The sequence below is a fragment of the Brevibacterium pigmentatum genome, from assembly GCF_011617465.1.
GTDB classification, from domain to species: domain Bacteria; phylum Actinomycetota; class Actinomycetes; order Actinomycetales; family Brevibacteriaceae; genus Brevibacterium; species Brevibacterium pigmentatum.
The window spans coordinates 2,237,757-2,260,706 of sequence record NZ_CP050153.1; the positions used below are offsets into that span (position 1 = coordinate 2,237,757).

Consider the following 22,950-nt stretch of genomic DNA (forward strand, 5'->3'; position numbering starts at 1 on the left):
CCCACCGCATTCGACCTGCGTGACTCACTGGTTCCGGGCATGACGATTCAGTCCGCCTTCACGGCCTTCGCCGCACGCAGGTCTCGCCCGGCCTGTCCGAGGATCACTAGTCCGACCAGCACTCCGAGCAGCATCCACCACAGCGAACCGGTCATGAAGATGAGCACCATCGAGACGAGGATCGGCACGAGGCGGCGCAGCGACCACCAGACGTAGCCGCCGAAGCTCGGCATCGCGACGCCCGCCGAATCTGCGACGGATTTGACCATGAAGTTCGGTCCGTTGCCGATGTAGGTGATGGCTCCGCCCATGACGGCACCCAGCGAGACGGCGATGAGCAGCGTCTCGGGCACTCCCGCCACCTTCGGCTCGCCGGGCACCTGGGCGGCCATCTCGAAGAAGGTGACATAGGTCGGAGCGTTGTCGAGGACGGAGGAGAGGCCGCCGGTGAAGATGATCAGGGAGATCTCGCCCAGCGGGATCTTGTGGGCGATCTGACCGAGGTACTGCAGAGCAGGCATCATCGTAAGGAAGATGCCGATGAAGAGCGCCCCGACTTCGAGGATCGGCGTCCACGTGAACTTGTTGAGGTTGAACCTGGCACCACGGTCGCCGACGAGGAACGAGGTCACCGCGGAGAGGAGCATGACGACCTCACGCCACGGCACGTAGTCCGAGGCGGTCGCATGCCCGGTTTCGATCGCGTGCAAGTCGACCGAGGGGATGAACGCGACGGCGATGATGATGATCGCGAGGAACAGCAGTCCGCTGGCGCCGCGCAGGCCGAGCTTCGTCGCATACTCGGCGTCCTTGGCCAGTGCCTCGGCCGGTTCCTTCGCATACATCTTCGAGTCGAGGGCGAAGTAGCTGATGAGCAGCAGGACATTGACGAACAGCCAGTACGGCCAGAGTCCGAATGTCCATTCGAAGGGCACTCCGCGCAGCATGCCGAGGAACAGCGGCGGGTCGCCCAGCGGAGTGAGCAGACCACCGCAGTTCGCGACGATGAAGATCGTGTAGATGACGGTGTGGGTGCGGTGCTTGCGGTCCTGGTTCGTGTTGAGGATCGGCCGGATGAGCAGCATCGCCGCACCCGTGGTGCCGATGAACGAGGCCAGCACACCGCCGACGGCGAGGAAGATCGTGTTGTTGCGCGGTGTCGCTTTGATGTCTCCGACGAGGAAGATTCCGCCCGAGGCGACGAAGAGGCTGCCGATGAGCATGATGAACTGGAAGTACTCGACCAGCGCGTGGATGACGGCCGTCGACTCACCGCTGAGCAGGAACCACACGGCGATCGGCACACCGAGGACGAGTGCGACGATGAGCTTGACGAGGTTGCGATCCCAGATCTTCTCCGTGGCCGGGATGAGCGGGAGCACCGCGATGCACCCGAGCAGCAGAACGAACGGAATGATGCTCCACCAGGCCACGACCATCCGGGGACTCCTTTTTACTCACTGTCGACGAGCAGTCTCGTCATGTCGACGCTGACGCCGTCCCACTCTACTGAACGCGCGCGGCACCTCGGACCACAGTCTGCCTGGCGAACTCCGAGGTGGATCCTTCAAATCGCTGAGATGGATCCTTCAAATCACCGAGGCGGCAGCGCAGTTCGCTCAGTTCCCCGAGGCGGAGGCCGACTCCTCGGCGGGAGTTCGATCCTTGCGCAGTCCGATGAGCAGACCGATGATCGCGACGACGAAGACGAGGCCGAGCCCGACGGTCAGTCCCGGTTCGGCCTGGTAGGCCTTGGCCACGGCTTTGAAGCCGAGGAACCCGACGGTCGAATAGATGAGCGCCCACAGCGATCCGCCGACGGCGAGCGCCGGGACGTAGCGGCGGTAGCGCATCCCCGTGGTTCCGGCAGCGAGGTTGACCACGGTCTGCAGCCCGACGGTGAGGAAGCTCAGGGCCACGACGGGTGCACCGAAGCGGTCGATGGTGTCCTCGGCGCGGCGGTATTTGGGTCCGGCCATGATCTTCTCGACCCGGTGGAACTTGCGGATTCCCTTGCGGGCGAAACGGCCGAGGACGAAGGTGCCGCCGGCGCGGAAGATGATGATGCCGAACATGATCAGCCAGGTCACGGCGATCGGAAACGACCAGTCGAGCGGATTCATCGCTGAGGCACACTCTCCTCTCTGGGCATTCCCGCCGCAATGACGCGCCGCGGCCCTATGGCTCGGTCACCCTCATCATAGCCCCATCAGGTTAGGGTTCCCTCACCAAATGACGAGGCGAGACCGATCTCACCCACCGAGGCGGCTGTGCCCTCGCAGACGTACGATCAGGGCGCACCGCCTCGGCGACGTTCCGCTTCGGTCAACGACTCAGACGAGTTCGCCGTCGAGGTAGACCGCGTTGACTCGGTTCTCGATTCCGCGGACGTCGGAAGTCCGCAGGTCGCCGTCCACGACGACGAGGTCGGCCAGACCGCCCGCGCCGAGGCGACCGACCCGATCGTCATCGAGCAGGCGAGCCGCCACGGAGGTGCCGGCGGCGAGCGCCTCCGTCGTGGAGAGCCCCACCTCGGCCAACAGGCTGATCTCTTCGAGGTTCTCCCCGTGTGGGCCGACTCCGGCGTCGGTACCCAGAGCGATCGGGACTCCCGCCTCGTGGGCCCGGGCGATCGACTCCTGGTGCGCCTCGACGACGCGGCGGGCCTTGTCGACGACTGAGGCGGGCAGTGCGGCACCGGTGTCGGCGGCTTTGATGACCGCCTGTGGTGCCTGCAGGGTCGGGACGAGGAAGGTGCCGTGCTCACACATGAGGTCGATGGCCTCGTCATCGAGATAGATTCCGTGTTCGATCGAGCGCACCCCGGCACGGACGGCGTTCTTGATTCCCGGTGCGCCCTGGGCATGGGACATGACGGACGCACCTTGAGCGGCCGCCTCGGCGACGATGACGGCGATCTCGGCTTCGGTGAACTGCGAGTGGCGCGGGTCATCGCGCGGGGAGAGCACTCCGCCGGTCGAGCAGATCTTGATGTGGTTGGCGCCCGCCCGCAGGAGTTCACGGGCCTTCTTCTGCACCCCTTCGAGTCCGTCGGCGACTCCCGACGGCCGGCCCGGGTGCGGGGCCAGGAACGGCGATTCGGCTCCGGAGACGAGGTGGAAGTCCCCGTGCCCGCCGGTCTGGGACATGATGTTGACGGCGATCGTCAGGCGCGGACCGCGCACCACGCCGGTCTCCACTGCCACCTTTGCCCCGAGGTCGGTGCCGCCGGCGTCGCGCACGGTCGTGACTCCGCCCTTGAGGGTGGCTTCCATATTCGCCACGGAATTATAGAACTGCAGCGAGAACGGATCGTGGAAGTTCGCGGTGGCTGCCGCTCCGGAGCTCGTGAGGTGGACGTGGCAGTCGATGACTCCGGGAATGATCGTCTTGCCCGTGCAGTCGACGTAGTCGTCCCCGGCGTTGTGTGATCCCTGTCCCCCTTCGGTCACCGAGGTGGTTCGTCCTCCGTCGATGACGACGTCCCGGGTGCCGGGCAGAAAGCGGGTGCCGTCGAAGACGGTGGCGTGGGTGAGAACTGTGACCATGGGCGTGCTCCTCATCGTTGAAAATCAGCTGGTCGACCGCGGACGGTCGTCTACTCACATCTATCACGGACGCCTGAGCCGTGACGATAGCGCTTGTCCCGTGGCGCTAGGATCAGTCCGTGGAACCGGGATCCGCTCCGTGCGCCCCGACCTGTGTTCACGTCCGCGACACCTTATTGGACTAAGGTCACCGGCGATGCCGGTCGGCCCGGTGCCAGTCAGCTCCCGAACGACCCGGAAGATCCGTGAGAGAATACGCACCGCAGTTCCCGTCCCCCGTGCGGCCCCGCGAGGACCGCACCCTCATCGACGTCCTCCTCGAGTCGGCCGGCGCCCATCCCGATCAACCGGCCCTCGATGACGGCACTCGGGTGCTCAGCTACGCGGAGCTCATCACCGCGATCCGCGATCTCGCACTGGAGATGGCCGAAGCCGGAATCGGCCCAGGTGACAAGGTCGGCATCCGCGTCCCCTCGGGGTCGGTGGATCTGTACCTCGCGATCCTGGCCACGCTCATGCTCGGCGCGGCCTACGTTCCCGTCGACGTCGACGACCCGGATGAGCGGGCGCGCACCGTATTCGCCGAGGCGGCCGTGACCGGAGTGCTCACCGCCGGACCACACATCGAATCCCGCACCGACCGCGGTCCTCTCGACCGTTCCGAGCTGCGTTCGCCTACCCCCGATGACGACTGCTGGGTGATCTTCACCTCCGGCTCGACGGGCACTCCGAAAGGCGTGGCCGTCACCCATCGTTCGGCGGCAGCCTTCGTCGACGCCGAGGCGGCCCTGTTCTGCGTCGAGGAGCCGCTGGGTCCCGGCGATCGCGTCCTGGCCGGACTGTCCGTGGCCTTCGACGCCAGCTGTGAGGAGATGTGGCTGGCCTGGCGGCACGGCGCGTGCCTCGTCCCTGCCCCGCGTGCACTGGTGAAGTCCGGAATGGATCTGGGACCGTGGCTGTCATCGCGGCAGATCACCGTCGTCTCGACCGTGCCCACCCTGGCCGCACTGTGGCCGGCGGAGAGCCTCGACAATGTCCGCCTCCTCATCTTCGGCGGTGAGGCCTGCCCGCCCGAGCTCGGACGTCGGCTCAGCGACGACGACCGTGAAGTGTGGAACACCTACGGCCCCACCGAGGCGACCGTCGTCGCCTGCGCGGCCATGCTCGACGGGTCCGGGCCGGTGCGCATCGGTCTGCCGCTCAAGGGCTGGGACCTGGCCGTCGTCGATGCCGAGGGTGTACCCGTCGCCGAGGGCGAGACCGGCGAGCTCATCATCGGCGGAGTCGGACTGGCCCGCTACCTCGATGCTGCCAAGGACGCCGAGAAGTTCGCCCCCATGCCGAGCCTCGGCTGGGACCGGGCGTACCGGTCCGGCGACCTCGTCGTCAACGATCCCGCCGGGCTCATCTTCGTCGGTCGCGCCGATGAGCAGATCAAACTCGGAGGCCGACGCATCGAACTCGGCGAGATCGACGCTGCCCTGCAGGCCCTGCCCGGTGTCGAAGGCGCTGCGGCCGCGGTGAAGAAGACCGCGGCCGGCACGGACGTCCTCATCGGCTACCTCGCCCCCGGCGCCGGTTCCGGCGAGGCCGACCTTCCCGACTGGGAGGCCCGGCTGCGTGACGAACTGCCGGCCGCGCTCGTTCCCCGTCTGGCCCTCGTCGAGGAACTGCCCACGAAGACCTCCGGCAAGGTCGACCGCAATGCCCTGCCGTGGCCACTCGATGACGGCGCCGAGTCGGCCGGATCCGATGAGGTCTTCGACGAGGACGTGGAGTGGGTCGCCGAGCAGTGGGCCGCGGTCCTCGGTGCCCGACCGGGCAGCGATACGGATTTCTTCACCGCCGGCGGCGGTTCGCTGGGCGCCGCACAGCTCGTCTCCCGACTGCGCACCCGCCATCCCAGCGTCACCGTCGGCGACATCTACGCGCATCCGCGCTTCGGCGCCCTGTCCAGGCTCTGCCTCGGCGAGGAAGGGGCCGGAATCGGACCGGCAGGTCCGAAGCGCACGATCACACGGACTTCCCGGGGGATGCAGGCCTTCCAGGTGCTGCTCGGGATACCGGTGCACATCCTCGGCGGGGTCCGGTGGGTCGTGTTGGCGATGCTCGCGGCCAATATCGGGGTCGGTCTCGGCGCGGACCTGCCGTTCACTCCGTGGCTGGTCCTCCTCGTCCTCTTCCTCGTCTTCGTCACCGCGTGGGGGCGGATGCTCATCTCCGCGGGCGCGGCACGTCTGCTCATGATCGGGATCCGGCCCGGGGTCTATCCGCGGTCCGGTTGGGTGCACAAGCGGCTGTGGCTGGCCGAGCACATCGCCGACCTCGCCGCGGCGGTCTCGGTGGCGATCGCACCCTGGGTGACCTGGTATGCGAAGCTTCTGGGCAACCGGATCGGCAGCGATGCCGATCTGCACTCGGTGCCGCCGGTGACCGGTTTCCTCACTCTCGGCGAGGGCGCTGCAGTCGAACCCGAGGTCGATCTCAAGGGCTGGTGGGTCGACGGTGATCTGCTGCGCATCGGTCGAATCGACGTCGCCCGCAACGCCACGATCGGTGCCCGGTCGACGCTCATGCCCGGCGCCGAGGTGGGGGTCGGGGCCCTCGTCGAAGCCGGATCCGCGGTGACCGGTCGGGTGCGGAAGAACCAGATCTATTCGGGCTCACCCGCGGTTCGCGTCGGGAAGGCGAAGAAGTCCTGGCCGGCTCCCCCGCCACGGCGACGTCTGCCTTTCCTGTTCTATGCCATCGGCTCGCAGATCAATGCTCTGCTGCCGTATCTTGCGGTGGTGCCGGGCGTCGCGATCATACTCGGGGTCTCCGGGATCGAGGTCGTCGAGTCTCCCTGGCTGCTGGTGGCGTGGTCCCCCGTGGTTGCCTGCCTGTGGTTCCTCACCACCGCCCTGCTCGTCCTCGTGGCCGTGCGGATTCTGGCAATCGGGATGGAAGAGGGTGAGTTCCCCGTCCGTTCGGCTCGCGGATATCGGGTGTGGGCGACGGAGCGTCTGCTCGACATGGCCCGGGATCTGCTGTTCCCTCTCTATGCGTCGATGCTCACCCCGTGGTGGCTGCGCCTCCTCGGCGCGAAGGTGGGGCCGGGTACGGAGATCTCGACCGTCGTCTTCGTTCCGAAGATGACGACAATCGCGGCCGGTGCCTTCCTCGCCGATGACACCATGGTCGCCAGCTACGAGCTCGGCCACGGATGGATGCGCGCCGGGCGAGCGAAGGTCGGCAAACGCGCCTTCCTCGGCAACTCGGGAATCGCGTCCCCCGGCCGCCGGGTGCCGAAGAACTCCCTCGTCGCGGTGCTCTCTGCGGCACCGGCGAAGGCGAAGAAGGGCTCGTCCTGGCTCGGTTCTCCCCCGGTGCAGCTCCGCCGTGCCGCCGTGGAATCCGATGAGTCGCTCACCTATGCCCCGACCTTCGGGGTCAAGGCCGCCCGGGCCTTCTGGGAGACGCTCCGAGTCTCGTCGATCATCGCCGGCGGCGTGCTCATCACCGGAGTCGTCCTCACCATCTGGTTCTTCCTCGGGCTGCCGGGCGGGGTCGCCGCGCAGGAGACGACGTTCGTCGCCTCGGTGCTGTTGGCCCTGCTCACCTCGGGCGTCGTGATGATGGCCGCGGGTGCCGTGGCTGCCGGACTGGCCGTGGCGGCGAAATGGGTCCTCGCCGGTCCCATCCGCCCCGGGGAGCATCCGCTGTGGTCGTCGTTCATCTGGCGCAACGAGGTCGCCGACTGCTTCGTCGAGCTCGTGGCCGCTCCCTGGTTCACCCGCAATGCCGTGGGCACGCCTGCGATCGTGTGGTATCTGCGGGCGATGGGCGCGAAGATCGGCCACGGAGTGTGGTGTGAAAGCTACTGGCTGCCGGAGGCTGATCTCGTCGACCTCGGTGACAATTCGACGGTCAATCGCGGCTGCGTGGTCCAGACGCACCTGTTCCACGATCGGGTGATGAGTCTTGACACCGTGCAGCTCGATCCCGGTGCCACTTTGGGACCCAACAGCGTCATCCTCCCGGCCTCCACGCTGGGCGAGAATGCCACGGTGGGAGCGACGTCTCTGGTCATGCGCGGAGAGTTCGTGCCGGCCCATGCCTACTTCAGCGGCAATCCTGTCATACCCTGGGTGGATGCCCCAGAACTTCCCTCACTCAACGAAGAAGGCCGAGAAGACGTCGGTCGCGAAATCGACAACGAAGAAGCAGGCCGGCACGTCGCAGTCCCCGACGACGGAGACGAATCGGGCCGATCGCATGCTTGATACCTATACACAGGGCGTCGGCAACGCGGACCTTCATATCGACCATTACGATCTCGACCTCGACTACCGGATCGGGCCGAACCGGCTCTCAGCCAGGGCGGTGCTCAAGGGCCGCGTTCTCGCGGACACCACGTCGGTCGTCCTCGACCTCACGGGTCTGCGGGTGACCAAGGCCAGCGTCAACGGCAAGAAGGTCCGTTTCTCCGCCCGAGGGAAGAAGCTGCGCCTGACGACCCCGGCGTTGAAGAGCGACCAGCCGGTGGTCATCGACATCAGTTACGCGGGCAATCCGGAACCGGCGATCGGCACCTGGGGTGACGTCGGCTGGGAGGAGCTCGAAGACGGGGTGCTCGTGGCCGGACAGCCCGTCGGTGCTTCGACGTGGTTCCCGTGCAACGACCATCCCTCGAACAAATCCCAGTACAGGATCTCGGTGCTCGTCGAGTCCGAGTACACGGTGGTGTCCAATGGGTCGCTGACGAAGAAGACGCGCAAGGCCGGGCGAACCCGCTGGACCTATGAGTCGACGACTCCCCTGGCGACCTACCTGGCGACGGTGCAGATCGGCCGCTACAAGTATGGGCAGATCCCGCTGAGCTCCGGAACCACGAGGTTCGGTGCCACGATGCTCGGCGCAGCGAAGGACGCAGTCGCGGGTTCGCACCGAGATGCCCTGTCGAGCGCCGCCCGAGGGGTCGCCGGTGCCGCCGGCAGGGATGTGCCTGTTCACGACGAATCGGGCAGACGCACGAGGCACAGCCGAACCGAGTCCCCCGTTCCCCTGGGCGTCTATGCCGACGATCATTGGGATATGGCGATCGAGCGCCTCGGCGTTCAGCACGGAATGATGAACCTGTTCATCGAACGCTTCGGTCCGTACCCGTTCGACGTCTATGACGTGGTGGTGACCGATGACGTGCTCGAGATTCCGCTCGAGTCGCAGCCGCTGTCCGTGCTCGGGCCCAATCATCTGGGACCCGAATGGGAGGCCGAGCGCCTCGTCGCGCATGAGATGGCGCACCAGTGGTTCGGGAACTCGCTCACACCGTCCCGGTGGAAGGACATCTGGCTCAACGAGGGCTTCGCCTGCTACGCCGAATGGCTGTGGTCCGAGGAGTCCGGGCGCGCAAGTGCCGATGAACGTGCGCGGCAGTGGTGGGACGATCTGTCCGCTCAGCCGCAGAACATCAAGCTCGGTGATCCGGGTGGGCCGGACATGTTCGACGACCGCGTGTACAAGCGCGGCGCCCTGTGCCTGCACGCCCTGCGCCTCGAGCTCGGCGATGCGGACTTCTTCGCGGCCGTCGGCGAGTGGACGAAGCGGTACCGTCATTCCTCGGTGAGCACCGAGGAGTTCATCCGCTGTGTCTCCGATGTGGCAGAGCGTGACATCGCCGAGGTGGTCCGACCCTGGCTCGAAGAGCTGGAGCTCCCGCCGCTGCCGTAAGGGGCTGGCCGCGCACTACTCACGACCGAGTCCGGCGGCGCCGCGGTCGACGCTGCCGGGCTGTTCTGCGGCCCTGAGGCTGCCCGCGTCTCAGCCGAGCCTGCGGACGAGCACGTCCGAGTCGCCGTTGCGTCCGACGGACACGAATCCGTGGTCGGCATAGAGTTTCGCTGCCCCGTTGCCGTCTTCGACGGACAGGCTCACGGCCGGGAATCCGCTCATCCGCACCAGCGCACAGACGGTGTCGAGGAGGGCACCGCCGATTCCCTGCCCCGGTGGTCGGGCAGCACCGCCATCGAAAGTTCGGGGATGTCGGCGGCGACCCAGCCGTAACCGGTAAACGGCGCATGATCGGCGCTCGGCGTCAGATCGGCGGGTGGTTCACTCGACTCAGCATTCGCATCACCCTCGGGCACGACCTCACTCCGAACCACCTCGGTGCCGGTCTTGTCCAGGGCTGCGGCGAAGTCTCCGCCCACCCGTTCGTCGGCTTTCCCGACAACGTCTTCGATATCGGCCAGGCGCACCCAGGCGAGTCCGATGATCGGCGACTGCGCATCGGCTTCGGCGTGCGCGGCGACGGCGATGTCACCGTCACGACCCCAGTCGCGGAAGTAGAAGACGGCATCGCTGCGATGGCGGAGGTCCTCGAGCTCGATCCGAGGTTTGTCCATCGACCAGTTGAAGCACAGGTCGACGAACGGCAGGAAGGTCTCGTCATCGGTCTCGGCCGGCAGCGGACGGATACGTCCGCGCAGGGAAGAGGCGGCCGCCTCGGCGGAGGAGTTCTGCGAATCATGAGCGTCAGTGTGTGCAGCGTTCATGAGATTCCTTTCTCGACGGCGCGTTCGATCCACGCCCGGTTGCGTACTCGCCAGCCCAGGGTCAGGGCGCGGAAACCGACGAATCCGATGCAGAAGCCGGCCCAGAGCCCGGGGGCTCCCGGCCAGATGTTGACGATCGGGATGAGCAGAATCGCGTATCCGATCACAGCGACCAATTGTGCCAGAGCCAGGTACCTCGCGTCCTCGGCTCCCATGAGCACACCGTCGAGGACGAAGACGTACCCGGCGATCGGCATGCTCAGCGCCAGCACTGGCAGGAGGGCAGCCAGCGCCGACACCACCGCGGGGTCTGAGGCGAAAGCGCGCGGGATGATTCCGGATCCGGCGAACAGGACGACGCCGACGACGATGCCGAAGACGATCCCCCACAGGCACAGACGGCGGTTGATCGCGGCGACCGCCTCGGTGTTCTTCTTACCCAGTTCGAGACCGATCATCGCCTGGCCCGCGATGGCCAATGAGTCGAGGGCGAGCGCGAGGGCGAAGAAGATGCTCTGAGCGACCTGGATCGCGGCAAGGTCCGTCGTGCCCATCGCGGTGGCCAGGAATACGAGGAGGATGAGGGCAGCGCGCAGCGAGGCGTTGCGCACCAGCAGCCACCCAGAGGTCTTCGCCGAGGTGAACACGCCGGTCCAGTCGGGACGGATACTGGCGTGGAGGCGGCGGGCGGCGCGGATGGAGATGGTGAGGTAGACCGCGCACATTCCGGCCTGCGCGATGACCGTGCCCATCGCTGATCCCGCGACTCCCATATCGAGCCCGTAGATGAAGACGGCATTGAGGCCGATATTGGCAATGCATCCGGCAGCCGCGACGATCAGCGGGGTCTTCGTGTCCTGGAGCCCGCGCAGCAGTCCGGTGGCCGCGATGACCATGAGCATGAATGGAAGGCCCCACCATGAGATCGCCAGGTAGGAGTGTGCGCCCTCGGTGGTCGCCGGGTCCGGCTCGAAAGCCTCGATCGCAGTTTTCAGCAGGGGCAGTCCGATGATGATGAGCAGGATCGAGGTGCCCACTGCCAGCCAGATTCCGTCGAATCCGGCCGTGATTGCGCCCGACCTGTCCCCCGACCCCATCCGTTTCGCCACACGCGGTGTCGTTGCATAGGCGAGGAAGATCATCAGACCGAGCACCGTCTGCAGGATCGTCGAGGCGATCGCCAGCGATCCCAGAGCACCGGCACCGAGGTGGCCCACCATGGCCGTGTCCGTGAGCAGGAAAATGGGTTCGGCGATCAAGGCTCCGAGTGCGGGAAGAGCCAAACGGAGAATGTCCTTGTCGATCGCTGCCACGTCCCCGATTCTAGCGAACCGAGGCGGTGGAGCCGTTCGATATGGGTCGACGGACTGGGCCTGCGGGGCCGGTCGATATCGGTCGGCGGACTGGGCCTGCGGGGCCGGTCGATATCGGTCGGCGGATGAGGACCGGAGGTGCGCGGGCAGTTGAGGCGCAGGTCCACGAGCGCCGCACCCACCACTATTGAACGGCGATACGCGGACGGACCGCCAATAGCCAAGAACCCGATCGCAATGTCGTGTCAGTGCCGAACTGTAGAGTCAGAGGACAAACAGATCAGTACCGATTCGGACAGCTCTGAATCAGTCACTATCAGACAGACTAGTATCTCCGTTCTATTTGTAATCGTATTGTGACATTCATTCATACGCTCAGATTATATAATTGAGATAGGCAGCTTCCCCGACGACCAACTTCCACAGCGACGTGGAGAGGTGAAAGACCGATGAAGCACATCGGAGACAACGACGGACGGGAATTCGGCCTGCCCGCCGTTCCCCCTGCTGAGGCAGACCACCGGACTCTGTCCCAGTTCCGTCGGGCCCACGGACGTCGCTTGGAGATCGCCCAGGACAATGAGCTCGTCTCCCTGCTGGGCACCTATTCACAGAGCAGCCTCGCCCAGATCCGTTCCTTCGTCGCCACCAGCCATGTCGTCGCCCAAGACGTCGCTTATGCCCTCGGGCTCACAGGCAGTCAGCCCGACTCGGTCTACGAGTTCGCGTCATTCACCAGGACTGCCGCACGCTGCAACCAGTCCGAGAACAAGGGAACCGAAGTCGACCCCAGCAGCGACGACTGCATAGTCGACGTGCCTGCCGACGACGTGTTCTCATCGCGCAGAGCCTGGACCCGCCGAGAAACACTGGCAATGGCACAGGCAGTTGTCCAGGTCGAAGCCGAAACCGGGACGAAGATCGGCGTAGTCTCAGGACGGAAGAAGAATCGTGCCGTCGGCCGCCGCCATCGTCGAGTGCGGAAGCTCGCCGAGGAGTTCCTGACCGACCCCGCTCTCCTACCGGACTTTCCCGGCTATGACCCGAAGCTGACCTTCTTCACGTGGCTGCGCGGCAACGTCGAGCCGACCGAGGCCGGCGTCTATTCGAGTCTCCTCGGCGCAACGACGAGCAACGCTCTCAGGCACATGACCTCGTCGATGACGCTGACCCACGGACTGCCGAAGTTCCTCAAACGATGCCTGGACGGAGACTTCACAATCGAGCACGTCGACTGCGTGACTCGCGCGTGCCGTGACCTGCACTTCGAACATCTCCCGAAACTCGACGACTATCTGGCGCGCAGGCGCGCCGACATTACGATCGAGACGTTCAAGCGCTCGGTCGCCCTGCAGATCTCGGTGCTGCAGCCGGCCGTGGACATGCTGAAGAGCGTTTCACTGCGGCGCCGGGTCGACTTCAGCACCGGCGACGACGGAACCGCGTACCTCACTCTGACCGGGCCTGCCCCGGAGCTGCAGGCGTGCTTCAGAAGGCTCGATGCCTTCGCCCGGGCAGTTCATAAGAACAATACGAACGCGTTCTCGAATCAGCTGAAAGCAGGCGACTGCTTCGATGAGGAGCGTTCGATCTCAGCACTGATGTTCGACATTCTCACGCGCACGCGCCCACAGATGAAGCTGCGCATCATCAGCACGAACGCGACGGACAACGAGTCAATGAGCACCGATTTCTCTCTCGATGGTCTCTTCGCCGGACCCGACGGCACCCCGATGCACGAAGGCGAGGCCCTGCTCGACTACATCGAGCGGGTGTTCGACGACCTGCACACGAACGGATACGCAGCACAGACACAGTCTGCGCCAGCGGATTCGGGAGCCTCCGCACACACCGAATCCAACCCCCAGAATTCCGTTGGCCATGGTGAATCTGATGATGCAACCCGCACGCCGCAAGTCGATTCCTGCCAGGCGCCCACCACTCCGGCCGACCGCGCTTTCGAATCCCAACTGCTCGAGGCCATCCTCAGCAGCAACAGCACCACAGATCGCGATACGGCCGAAGCACTCTCGAATCTCATCGGCTCGCAGTCCAGCGGAGCTCGCCCCACGGCCGAGGGATCCGAAGCTGCAGCATCGGGCGCCGTCGACGCCTTCGGCAATCCGATCCTCGATGCCGGCGAGCGCCGCATCAGCTTCGAATTCCTTCTCGACATGCCGACCAATGAGTCTTGGCTGGCGAATCAGGCCAGCACCTTCATCACCGTTCCCATGCTGACTCTGCTCAGCCGATTCCAGTCTGATGACGACGGCCAGCCGCCACCGAACTCAGATCCCCCAAGCCCACCGCCTCCACCCGTCGATACCTCAGATCCGCCACCACCAGCCACCGGTCCCCCGGTACCACCACAGGTAGAACCACGACCATCGCCGCTCTCCACCGCGCAGTCAGCACCTCATGCACCGCTGACTTCAGGAGAGGTGTGCGACCTGGCGGGCATGCTTCCAAACGGGTCACCGATCCCAGCCGACATGGCACGGCGGGTCGCCGGCTACTCCACCACATGGACCAGGTTGCTGACCGACCCGGCGACCGGAACTCCTGTCGATGCGAAGGCAACGTCCTACGCAATCCCCAACAGCGTGCGCAAAACACTTGTTGCTCAGTTCGTGACGTGCACTTTTCCGGGATGCACTCAACCTGCTGAGGTGACCGAGGTCGACCATATCGACCCGTTCAATCACTCCGACCCGACTCAGGGTGGTCTCACCCGCTTCGGAAATCTCCACTGCCTGTGCAAGGCGCACCACTTGCAGAAGACCAACGGCAACTTCGACGTGCGGATGACCGAGCCCGGTCACCTGGAGTACGTATTCCGCAAGGGCGTCTCCGTGGAGGTCGTCTCACCGGATAACCCCATCAGCGTTGAGCATGCCCGGCTCTTCCTTGCACGATTCGGCGCTGGCATCTCCCCGGCAGGTCGAGCAATCGCACCGGAGCACACGAGCATGGACGATCCACTTGCCCGCGAGCATGTTCCTGCCTCCGAGCGTGATTCCGATGCCGAGCGTGGAACCGCTGCTGAGAGTGCATCCGATGCCGAGCGTGGAACCGCTGCTGAGAGTGCATCCGACACTGAGACAGCATCTGTCGACAATGGCAGTGCAGCCGCGAAGCACCCCGTTCCCGGCGATCGGAAGCAGGCGCGAGAATGTCCCGAACCAGCTGCGGCCGACGGAACACCCGGTTGGAGGGAACTCCTTGCCGAGGACCTCTGCGCGTTCACACCCAACCCTGCGGAGTGTAACCCTGAGAAGGCACGTGGCACCGAGCCTGCAGACCAGGAGGACGAGGAGAGCTCCGAGTTGCGCGACTGGTTCTGGGACTCGGGCGAACCTCCGCCGTTCTGAGCTGAGTCCTACCTCGTGATCGCGAACACGGAAAGGGCCGACGACACTCAGATCAGAAACGATCCGAATATCGTCGGCCTTCCAGGTTCAGCGACAGTGTTGCCCTGTTCCGGCTGAACGGTTGGTTGAATGCCTCAGCAGACTTCGAACAGTCCGGCCGCCCCCTGTCCGCCACCGATGCACATCGTGACGACGACGTACTTCACTCCACGGCGACGCCCCTCGATGAGGGCGTGTCCGACGAGGCGAGCACCGGTCATTCCGTAGGGATGTCCAACGGAGATGCCACCGCCGTCGACATTGTACTTCTCCGGGTCGATGCCGAGGCGGTCCCGGCAGTACAGCGCCTGCACTGCGAAGGCCTCGTTGAGCTCCCACAGTCCGATGTCGTCGATGGAGAGACCATGGTTCTTCAGCAGCTTCGGAATGGCGAACACGGGACCGATGCCCATCTCGTCCGGCGCACAGCCGGCCACGGCCATACCACGGTAGATGCCCATCGGTTCGAGTCCGCGTCGACTGGCTTCATCGCTCGACATGACCACAGAAGCAGACGCACCATCGGAGAGCTGCGACGCATTGCCCGCAGTGATACTCGGAACCTTCGACGCCACACCGGGCTCGAGTACGGGGTTGAGGCCGGCGAGACTTTCGAGAGTCGTCGACGGGCGGTTGCCCTCGTCGGCCTCGAGGAGCACATCCTGACGCGAGGTCTCCTTCGTCTCCTTGTCGACGACGACCTTCGTCGTCGGCAGGGGCACGATCTCGTCGTCGAACCGTCCGGCTTCCTGGGCGGCGGCGGTACGCTGCTGCGACGACAAGGAGTATTCGTCCTGAGCCTCACGGCTGACGCTGTAGCGCTCGGCAACGACCTCTGCGGTGGCGAGCATCGGATAGTAGATTCCGGGAACGTTCTCTTCGAGCCACGGATCCTTGGCCCGGAATGTGTTCATCTTGTCATTCTGAACGAGCGACACCGACTCCACGCCACCGCCGACGACGATCTCCTGACCGTCGAAGAGGATCTGCTTCGCTGCGGTTGCAATACCCATCAACCCGGATGAGCACTGCCTGTCGATCGACATTCCCGGAACCGTCACCGGCAGACCTGCTCGCAGTGCTGCCTGCCGAGCGACATTCGTACCTTGGCTGCCCTGCTGCAGAGCGGCACCGAAGACGACGTCCTCGACTTCGCCGCCTTCGAGACCGGCACGCTCCACGGCGTGCTTGATCGCGTGGCCGGCCAACTCCTGAGCCTGGGTGTCGTTGAAGGCACCACGGTAGGCCTTGCCGATCGGCGTACGTGCCGTCGACACAATGACTGCTTCCCTCATGGGTCTCACCTTTCGAAGATGTTCGTTGATTCGTCGTGAGGACGGCGGCGATCAGTCCTTCGGACCGCCAGCGACGTAGATGACCTGACCGGAGACGAAGCCGGCTCCCTCGGAGGCGAGGAACGATGCAGTGTGAGCAATGTCCTCGGGCTTTCCCGATCGGGCGACGGGGATCTGCTGGACCGAGGCCTCCACGAAGTCCTCGAAGCCCATACCCACGCGCTCGGCGGTGGCCTTGGTCATATCCGTTTCGATGAAGCCGGGAGCAATGGCGTTCGCGGTGATGCCGAACTTGCCGAGCTCGATCGCCCAGGTCTTCGTGATGCCCTGGATGCCGGCCTTGGCAGCGGAGTAGTTCGTCTGTCCGCGGTTGCCCTGTGCCGAAGTGGACGACATCGAGATGATGCGGCCGAACTTCTCTTCGACCATGTAGGACTGCACGGCCCGCGCCATGAGGAAAGCTCCGCCGAGGTGGACGGAGAGGACTTTGTTGAACTCCTCGTGAGTCATCTTGAACAGGAGGTTGTCGCGCAGGATTCCGGCATTGTTTACCAGGACGGTCGGCGCGCCGAGTGTCTCGGCAACCTGCTTGACCGCGGCATTGACCGAGTCCTCGTCAGAGACGTCGGCCTCGAGGCCGAGGGCTTCGCCGCCAGCGTCCTTGATGGCGGCAACGGTCTCGTCGGTGGGGCCCATATCGAGAACGGCGACCTTGAGTCCGTCGGCTCCGAGTCGCTTGGCGATGGCGGCTCCGATGCCGCGGCCTCCACCGGTGACGATTGCTGTACGAGTCATGAACAAGCTCCTAAAGATGATGTTGCGTCATTGCCGAGGGGAACCGAGTGGGCACCTGCGGTTCGCGTCTGCATCGGACCTGATGTGATGCAGATCTCCCATGCAGCTATGCCCACTGTAGACCAATTCCGTCACTGAACGATTGTTTGCTCACTTTTCAGACACATGGCCAGGTCGAACGCTTCAGAACCGCAGAGCCGATCTGAGAAATTCGGCACGCACGCAGTCCGACCTCGCCTTATGCTCTCCGCGACTGGGTCAGTCCCGAAGATTATCGAACGTTCAAGAATCTAGCCCAAAACCATTGACTTCACCAGAGTGATTTGGAAATGTTCACACCAGTCGAAGTCCATTACGGATTGACGACGACTCCGGGAACTGTCACTGACGACGTCCCGGACACCGTGTGGAGCAAGCTCGCTCCAGGAGCTTTTCAAAGGAGAAAAGATGAACTCTGTCTCGCGAAGTCGCCGCCGGAGACTATCGGCAGCAGCAGCTTTGGGCGCAATCGCATTGACTGCCACAGCCTGCGGAGGCGGTGGCGGTTCAGGTGAGGGCGACACGGTCGTCATCGGCTATACAGGACCGCTCAGCGGCGGTGGCGCCGCATACGGTGAGAACGTCAAGATCGGTCTCGAAATGGCCATCGACGATCTCAACGCAGACGGGGTCGAGGTCGATGGCAATCCCGTGATCCTTGAGCTGAAGTCCCTCGACGACAAATACGCACCGTCCACCGCCGCGAGCAATGCTCAGCGGTTGGCCGATCAGGACAAGGCCCCTGTGGTCGTCTCCCCGAACGCCGGAGCAATCAAGGCGATTCAGCAGATCAACAGCGGCAGGTCGAACTTCCTCATCTCTGCGTACACGTCCGATCCCGCGATCGTGCAGGCGGACAACCCCCTGACGATGATGATCCCTCCGAATTTCGAATCCTATGCTGAGGAATTCTCCGAGACTGCCATGGAGCACGGGGGCAAGAAGCTCGCTCTGCTCGGAACTCAGAGTGAGTACGGGCAGCAGTGGACCAAGTCGATCAAGGACGCGTGGAGCGAAGCCGGCGGGAAGATCGGCGGCGACAACAGCGTTGACTACGCAACTGTGTCCGATTTCGCGGGCCCTGTCTCGAAAGCCCTGTCGGAGAAGCCCGATGCGATCTTCGTCGGCGGACCATCCCAACCGACAGCATTGATCATGGAAGAAGCTCGTAAGCAGGGCTTCAAGGGCAGCTTCCTCGTCATGGATCAGGCAAAGCTGGATGAGATGGCCACGGTGACGAAACTCGACAATCTCAAGAATTCGGTCGGCGTTCTGCCGGTTTCCGAATATGAAGATCCCGGCACTAAGGACTTCCTGAAGAAGTTCGCTGAGAAGGCCGGAAAGAAGAAGGTTCCGACCAGCGAAACGGCGCTGAACTACCAGGGCATTGCGATCGTCGCGAAGGCGATGGAGGTTGCGGGGACAACGGACGACCCGGAGAAGATTCGCGAATCCATCGGTGAAGCGCTGCCAGAGGTCGACGACAAGTACAAGGTCAATGGCTTCCCGAACGAGATCACGGAACAGGGACACCTCCTCAATCCCGATCTGGAGGCAACCTTCCTCAATGAGGACGGCAAATACACCAAGGTGCCGATCGAACAGGTATCCGACGATAAGTAACTTCCGTCAGCGGCTGTATTGAAGGTGAGGCGCATGAGTGCGCCTCACCCGGCCGAACTCATGCCTGCAGAGGACCCGACTGATCATGACCCTCTTCATCCAACAGCTTTTCAACGGCCTCGCGCTGGGCGGCGTCTACTGCCTCGCTGCGATCGGTCTGACCTTGGTTTTCGGAGTGCTGCGCATTCCCAACCTGGCTCACGGTGCGCTGTATATGCTCGGCGCCTACATCACCTACTTCTTCCTCACGACCGTCGGCGTTCCCTATATCGCCGCGATCGGCATCGCGGCGATCATGCTCTTCGTCGTCGGTGTTGGGCTCGAACGCCTCGTATTCCACCCCTTGCGCAACTCCCCGCATACCCACCACATGATCGCGGCCGTCGGTGCGATGTTCTTCTTCCAAGCCCTGGCTCAAGCGATATGGGGTGCTGACTTCCGACGTATGGACACACCGATCACCGGCGAACTGCGCATCCTCGGCGCCGAGATCTCTGCTCAGCGGATCGTCATCATCGTCACTGCGGTGATCGTCTTGGCGCTGTTGGCGCTGTTCATCAAGCGGTCCATCCACGGCCAGACGATCGAAGCGATCGAACAGGACCGCGTCGGTGCATCGCTGGTCGGCATCAACCCGTCGATGGTATCGATGCTGACGCTGGGGCTGTCCGCCCTGCTGGCCACGATCGCGGCGGGCCTCGTCGCACCGATCAATCTCCTGTCTCCGACGATGGGCGATGCGCTCAATCTCAAAGTGTTCGCCATCATCATCCTCGGTGGTCTGGGTTCGCTTCCGGGCGCCATCGTCGGCGGATTCGCACTCGCCATCGCAGAAACGATGACGGCGACCTACATCTCCTCAGCCGTCGGAGAAGCCGTGGCATTCGTCGTTCTCGTCGCTGTGCTGGCCATCAAACCGAACGGACTGTTCACGAAGGCGGTGCAGCGATGAGCTCAATGAAGAATCCTCGGATCATCGGCACTATCGCCGTCATCGTCCTGCTCGGCCTGACGCCCCTGGCGTTTGCGCAGGAGAACTACACGATGCGAGTGATCACCGTCGGCATGTGCGCGGCGATCGCTGTCTACGGTCTCAACATCATCCTCGGCTTCACGGGACAGCTGAACCTCGCCCAAGGCGGGTTCTTCGGCATCGGCGCCTACGGAGTCGGGCTGCTCACCACCGACTACGATTGGAGCTTCTGGACCGCATTCGTCGCAACCGTCATCGGAACTGCGGTCATCGGCTACCTCTGCGGGCTGATCGCCCTGCGCACGAAGGATGAGTACTTCGCCATCTTCACAATGGCCATCGGCTTCATCATCTTCCTCGTCATCAGCCGTTGGGAGTCCGTCACCCACGCACATTCCGGCGTCAACAACGTGAAATTCCCCGAAGGCGGAGGACTCATCGACTTCGAATCTCCGGTTGCGATGTTCTACCTGGTCTTCGCCATCCTGCTCGTGTGCATCTACACGACGTACGCGATTCGGCGCTCGAGTGTGGGTCGCACGCTGCTGAGCATCAGGACGAGCGAAGATCTGGCGGATGCGATAGGTGTGCGCGTCGGATTCAGCAAACAGCTCGCATTCGCCGCCTCGGCTGTCCTCGGAGGAATCGGCGGCGGACTCTACGCAACTGTGGTCGGATTCATCGGCCCCCATGCGGCATCGATCGACAAGACCTTCGAATTCCTTATGTTCATCCTCGTCGGAGGCATGGGCACTGTCGCAGGTCCGCTGCTCGGAAGCATGATCGTGACATTCCTGTTCGAACTGTTCCAAGACTTCCAGGCCTATCGATTCATCGTGCTGGGACCCATCATCGTCGCCCTCGTGATCTTCGCACCGCGGGGAATCGTCGGATACCTCGGCGGATTCGTCGACAAACGCAATCGACGACGAAGGAGTGCAGAGGCCCGCGGTTCAGAACACAACGAGTCCTCACGATCGGATTCAGCCGCCTCAGTCGGCACCAACTCCGAGGAGGAGAAATGACGCTGCTCGAAATTCGCGGTCTCGGTAAGCGCTTCGGCGGGCTCGACGCGGTCAAGGACGTGACCCTGGACGTTGAAGAGGGTCAGATCACCGCGGTCATCGGTCCCAATGGTGCCGGCAAGTCAACGCTGTTCAACCTTGTCCACGGCTTCTATCGGCCCACGGCAGGGACCATCAGCTTCAAAGGCGAGGACATCACGCATTCGTCCCCGCACCGTACCGTAGCCGGCGGCATCGCCCGGACGTTCCAGACGACGAACCTGTTCGATGACAGCACCCTGTTGGAGAACGTCCTGGCCGGTCGGATCGTCCGCTCGAAGTCCAATGTCTTCGACGCCGTCTTCCACACGCCGCGCCACCGTCGTGAATCACGCATCAACGAAGACAAGGCGATGGAAGCTCTTGAGTACTGCGGGGTAGCGGAGTATCGGCACGATCTGGCCTCCAACGTTCCGCAGGAGGTGCAGAAGCGCACCGCAGTGGCAATGGCACTGGCCACGGAGCCCGAACTGCTGCTGCTCGACGAGCCCGCCGGCGGCATCCCCGAAGAGGAGACTGTCGATTTCGGCGACCTCATTCGATCATTGCCGGAGCGAGGGGTCTCCGTCCTGCTCGTCGAACACAAGATGACGATGATCATGGACCTCGCGGACACGATCCTCGTCCTCGACCACGGACAGAAGCTGGCACTCGGCGCACCGGCGGAGATCCAATCCGATCCGGACGTCATCCGCGCCTACCTCGGTTCGACTGCACAGGAGGAGAACTGATGCTCACGCTCGACAATGTCAGCACCGGGTACGATGCCACCGATGTGCTCCATGGGGTGAGCATCACCGCGCAGCCCGGAGAGCTCACCGTGGTGCTCGGAGCGAACGGCTCAGGAAAGACGACTCTCTTCAAGACCATCAGCGGACTGATGCGGGTCCGGTCAGGATCGATCGCCTATGAGGGCCGTCAGCTTCATCGAGCGCGCCCCAATGCCATCGTCAAAGCCGGTATCGCGCACTGTCCTGAAGGTCGCCATCTGTTCGGCAAGATGTCTGTGGAGAAGAATCTGCGTCTGGGGTCGTACCCGCACCGGAACAAGTCGCGAACCGAAGAGATCTACGCTGAGGTCCTCGACATGTTTCCGATCCTCAAGGAGAAGGCGAAGCAGCCGGCAGGCTCCCTGTCCGGCGGACAGCAGCAGATGGTCGCAATCGGCCGGGCATTGATGTCGGATCCGAGCCTGCTGATCCTCGACGAGCCGTCGATGGGCTTGGCTCCCATCGTCGTCGAGCAGGTCCTCGAGTCGGTCGCTCAGATCAATCGGAACGGTATCGGAGTCCTGCTCAGTGAGCAGAACGCGAAGGCGTCACTGGCGATCGCCCACCGAGGGTACGTTCTGGCCGAGGGGCGGATCGTCCTCGCTGATGATGCCTCACGACTGCTCGACAATCCCGACGTGCAGGCGGCCTACCTCGGCCTCTGACGGCGGTTCGCAGTCTTTCGGTTGAGGGCGGCGATATCGCGGAAACGAAATCTCGCCGAGGCGGCTTGGCCACCTCGGCGAGATTTCGTTGAGTTATTCTGCCAGATCGTTGAGACCCTCGGTCACGCTCGTTCAGTGCGGCGGGTTCATCAAGACCGACTTCCATTCCGTCTGACTCATCACGGTCAAAATTCAGCCAGCCGGACACATCATTGGAGACGTTGCCCGCTGTCTCACTCGTCGAGGAACCGGGAGACGTCCCCGGCTCCGACGCGGGCCACCTCGGGGAACTTTCCGGTGAAGTCGACGACCGAGGTCGGCACGACTCCGGGGACTCCGGACTCGATGACGATGTCGAGGTCATTGCCGAGCTGGTCCATGACATCCTCGGCGTGGGTCAGCGGATCCTCGTCGCCGGGCAGCAGCAGAGTCGATGACAGGATCGGCTCCCCCATCGCCTCGACGAGGGCGAGGGCCGTGACGTTCTGCGGAATACGAGCGCCGACCGAATGCTTCTTCGGATGCATCATCCGGCGCGGTACTTCCTTCGTCGCCTTCATGATGAACGTGTAGGGTCCCGGCGTCATCGACTTGATGGCTCGGAAGTCGGAATTGTCGACGATGACGAACTGACCCAGCTGGGCGAAGTCGTGGCACATCAGCGTGAAATGGTGCTTCGAGCCGAGGTGCCGAATGCGGGTGATCCGCTCGATGCCTTCCTTGTTGTCCAGGGCGCAGCCGAGGGCGTAACAGGAATCCGTGGGATAAGCGATCAAGCCACCGTTCCTGAGTGACTCAGCGGCCTTCTCGATCAGTCGGTCCTGCGGGTTCTCCGGATGGATATTCAGTAGTGTCGCCATACTTCATGCTAACCACTCTGCCGCCACAGTGCGAGGGGTCACTCGCAGACGCTCCTCAG

The 22,950-nt window shown here is 63.9% G+C and carries 17 protein-coding genes; 8 read left to right on the forward strand and 9 right to left on the reverse strand.

The window, feature by feature from the left end; genetic code table 11:
* Positions 1 to 47: 47 nt before the first annotated feature.
* From GUY30_RS10150 to GUY30_RS10160, 3 genes are all read right to left on the reverse strand, one after another.
* Positions 48 to 1,439, reverse strand: coding sequence for a sodium:proton antiporter (locus GUY30_RS10150; protein WP_167196974.1), 1,392 nt, complete (start codon positions 1,437 to 1,439; stop codon positions 48 to 50).
* A gap of 180 nt (positions 1,440 to 1,619) precedes the next feature.
* Positions 1,620 to 2,123 (reverse strand): DedA family protein, encoded by a 504-nt coding sequence (locus tag GUY30_RS10155; protein WP_167196977.1) that lies wholly within the window; start codon positions 2,121 to 2,123, stop codon positions 1,620 to 1,622.
* Positions 2,124 to 2,333: 210 nt separating this feature from the next.
* The gene (locus GUY30_RS10160) at positions 2,334 to 3,548 is read right to left on the reverse strand and encodes a metal-dependent hydrolase family protein (protein WP_167196979.1); all 1,215 of its coding nucleotides are present in this window, start codon (positions 3,546 to 3,548) and stop codon (positions 2,334 to 2,336) included.
* 245 nt (positions 3,549 to 3,793) lie between these two features.
* Here GUY30_RS10160 and GUY30_RS10165 point away from each other — a divergent pair, with 245 nt between their 5' ends.
* Both GUY30_RS10165 and GUY30_RS17925 read left to right on the forward strand, forming a co-directional pair.
* Positions 3,794 to 7,813, forward strand: coding sequence for a Pls/PosA family non-ribosomal peptide synthetase (locus GUY30_RS10165; RefSeq protein WP_167196982.1), 4,020 nt, complete (start codon positions 3,794 to 3,796; stop codon positions 7,811 to 7,813).
* Positions 7,806 to 9,260, forward strand: coding sequence for a M1 family metallopeptidase (locus GUY30_RS17925; protein ID WP_228281882.1), 1,455 nt, complete (start codon positions 7,806 to 7,808; stop codon positions 9,258 to 9,260). The genes GUY30_RS10165 and GUY30_RS17925 overlap by 8 nt, the downstream gene beginning before the upstream one ends.
* A gap of 90 nt (positions 9,261 to 9,350) precedes the next feature.
* Here the strand turns inward: GUY30_RS17925 and GUY30_RS18050 are convergent, their stop codons facing one another.
* From GUY30_RS18050 to GUY30_RS10185, 3 genes are read right to left on the reverse strand one after another with little or no spacing between them, the layout of a single operon-like run.
* Positions 9,351 to 9,482: a hypothetical protein gene (locus tag GUY30_RS18050; RefSeq protein ID WP_266096023.1), complete on the reverse strand. Its 132-nt coding sequence runs from the start codon at positions 9,480 to 9,482 to the stop codon at positions 9,351 to 9,353.
* The gene (locus tag GUY30_RS10180) at positions 9,479 to 10,084 is read right to left on the reverse strand and encodes a hypothetical protein (protein ID WP_167196985.1); all 606 of its coding nucleotides are present in this window, start codon (positions 10,082 to 10,084) and stop codon (positions 9,479 to 9,481) included. The genes GUY30_RS18050 and GUY30_RS10180 overlap by 4 nt, the downstream gene beginning before the upstream one ends.
* On the reverse strand, positions 10,081 to 11,397 hold the full coding sequence (locus GUY30_RS10185; RefSeq protein WP_167196987.1) for an MATE family efflux transporter: 1,317 nt from the start codon (positions 11,395 to 11,397) through the stop codon (positions 10,081 to 10,083). The genes GUY30_RS10180 and GUY30_RS10185 overlap by 4 nt, the downstream gene beginning before the upstream one ends.
* A 449-nt stretch (positions 11,398 to 11,846) precedes the next feature.
* Here GUY30_RS10185 and GUY30_RS17770 point away from each other — a divergent pair, with 449 nt between their 5' ends.
* Entirely contained in the window at positions 11,847 to 14,768 is a 2,922-nt protein-coding gene (locus tag GUY30_RS17770; RefSeq protein ID WP_228281230.1) for an HNH endonuclease signature motif containing protein, read from the forward strand.
* A gap of 134 nt (positions 14,769 to 14,902) precedes the next feature.
* Here the strand turns inward: GUY30_RS17770 and GUY30_RS10195 are convergent, their stop codons facing one another.
* Together GUY30_RS10195 and GUY30_RS10200 are read right to left on the reverse strand one after the other, a co-directional pair.
* A complete protein-coding gene (locus GUY30_RS10195) occupies positions 14,903 to 16,102 on the reverse strand; it encodes an acetyl-CoA C-acyltransferase (protein WP_167196991.1) in 1,200 nt (399 codons plus the stop codon).
* Between the two features lie 51 nt (positions 16,103 to 16,153).
* Entirely contained in the window at positions 16,154 to 16,897 is a 744-nt protein-coding gene (locus GUY30_RS10200; RefSeq protein ID WP_062243154.1) for an SDR family oxidoreductase, read from the reverse strand.
* A gap of 447 nt (positions 16,898 to 17,344) precedes the next feature.
* Here GUY30_RS10200 and GUY30_RS10205 point away from each other — a divergent pair, with 447 nt between their 5' ends.
* From GUY30_RS10205 to GUY30_RS10225, 5 genes are all read left to right on the forward strand, one after another.
* Complete coding sequence (locus GUY30_RS10205) at positions 17,345 to 18,559, forward strand: ABC transporter substrate-binding protein (RefSeq protein ID WP_167196994.1); 1,215 nt, start codon at positions 17,345 to 17,347, stop codon at positions 18,557 to 18,559.
* Between the two features lie 85 nt (positions 18,560 to 18,644).
* Positions 18,645 to 19,511 (forward strand): branched-chain amino acid ABC transporter permease, encoded by an 867-nt coding sequence (locus GUY30_RS10210; protein WP_167196997.1) that lies wholly within the window; start codon positions 18,645 to 18,647, stop codon positions 19,509 to 19,511.
* Positions 19,508 to 20,557: a branched-chain amino acid ABC transporter permease gene (locus GUY30_RS10215; RefSeq protein ID WP_083532665.1), complete on the forward strand. Its 1,050-nt coding sequence runs from the start codon at positions 19,508 to 19,510 to the stop codon at positions 20,555 to 20,557. The genes GUY30_RS10210 and GUY30_RS10215 overlap by 4 nt, the downstream gene beginning before the upstream one ends.
* Complete coding sequence (locus GUY30_RS10220; protein WP_167197000.1) at positions 20,554 to 21,327, forward strand: ABC transporter ATP-binding protein; 774 nt, start codon at positions 20,554 to 20,556, stop codon at positions 21,325 to 21,327. Before GUY30_RS10215 ends, GUY30_RS10220 begins: the two co-directional genes overlap by 4 nt.
* Positions 21,327 to 22,031: an ABC transporter ATP-binding protein gene (locus GUY30_RS10225; protein ID WP_167197003.1), complete on the forward strand. Its 705-nt coding sequence runs from the start codon at positions 21,327 to 21,329 to the stop codon at positions 22,029 to 22,031. The genes GUY30_RS10220 and GUY30_RS10225 overlap by 1 nt, the downstream gene beginning before the upstream one ends.
* Positions 22,032 to 22,264: 233 nt before the next feature.
* Here GUY30_RS10225 and GUY30_RS10230 read toward each other — a convergent pair whose 3' ends face one another.
* Positions 22,265 to 22,891, reverse strand: a complete 627-nt coding sequence (locus tag GUY30_RS10230) for an L-threonylcarbamoyladenylate synthase (RefSeq protein WP_062243165.1) — start codon at positions 22,889 to 22,891, stop codon at positions 22,265 to 22,267.
* Between the last annotated feature and the right edge of the window lie 59 nt (positions 22,892 to 22,950).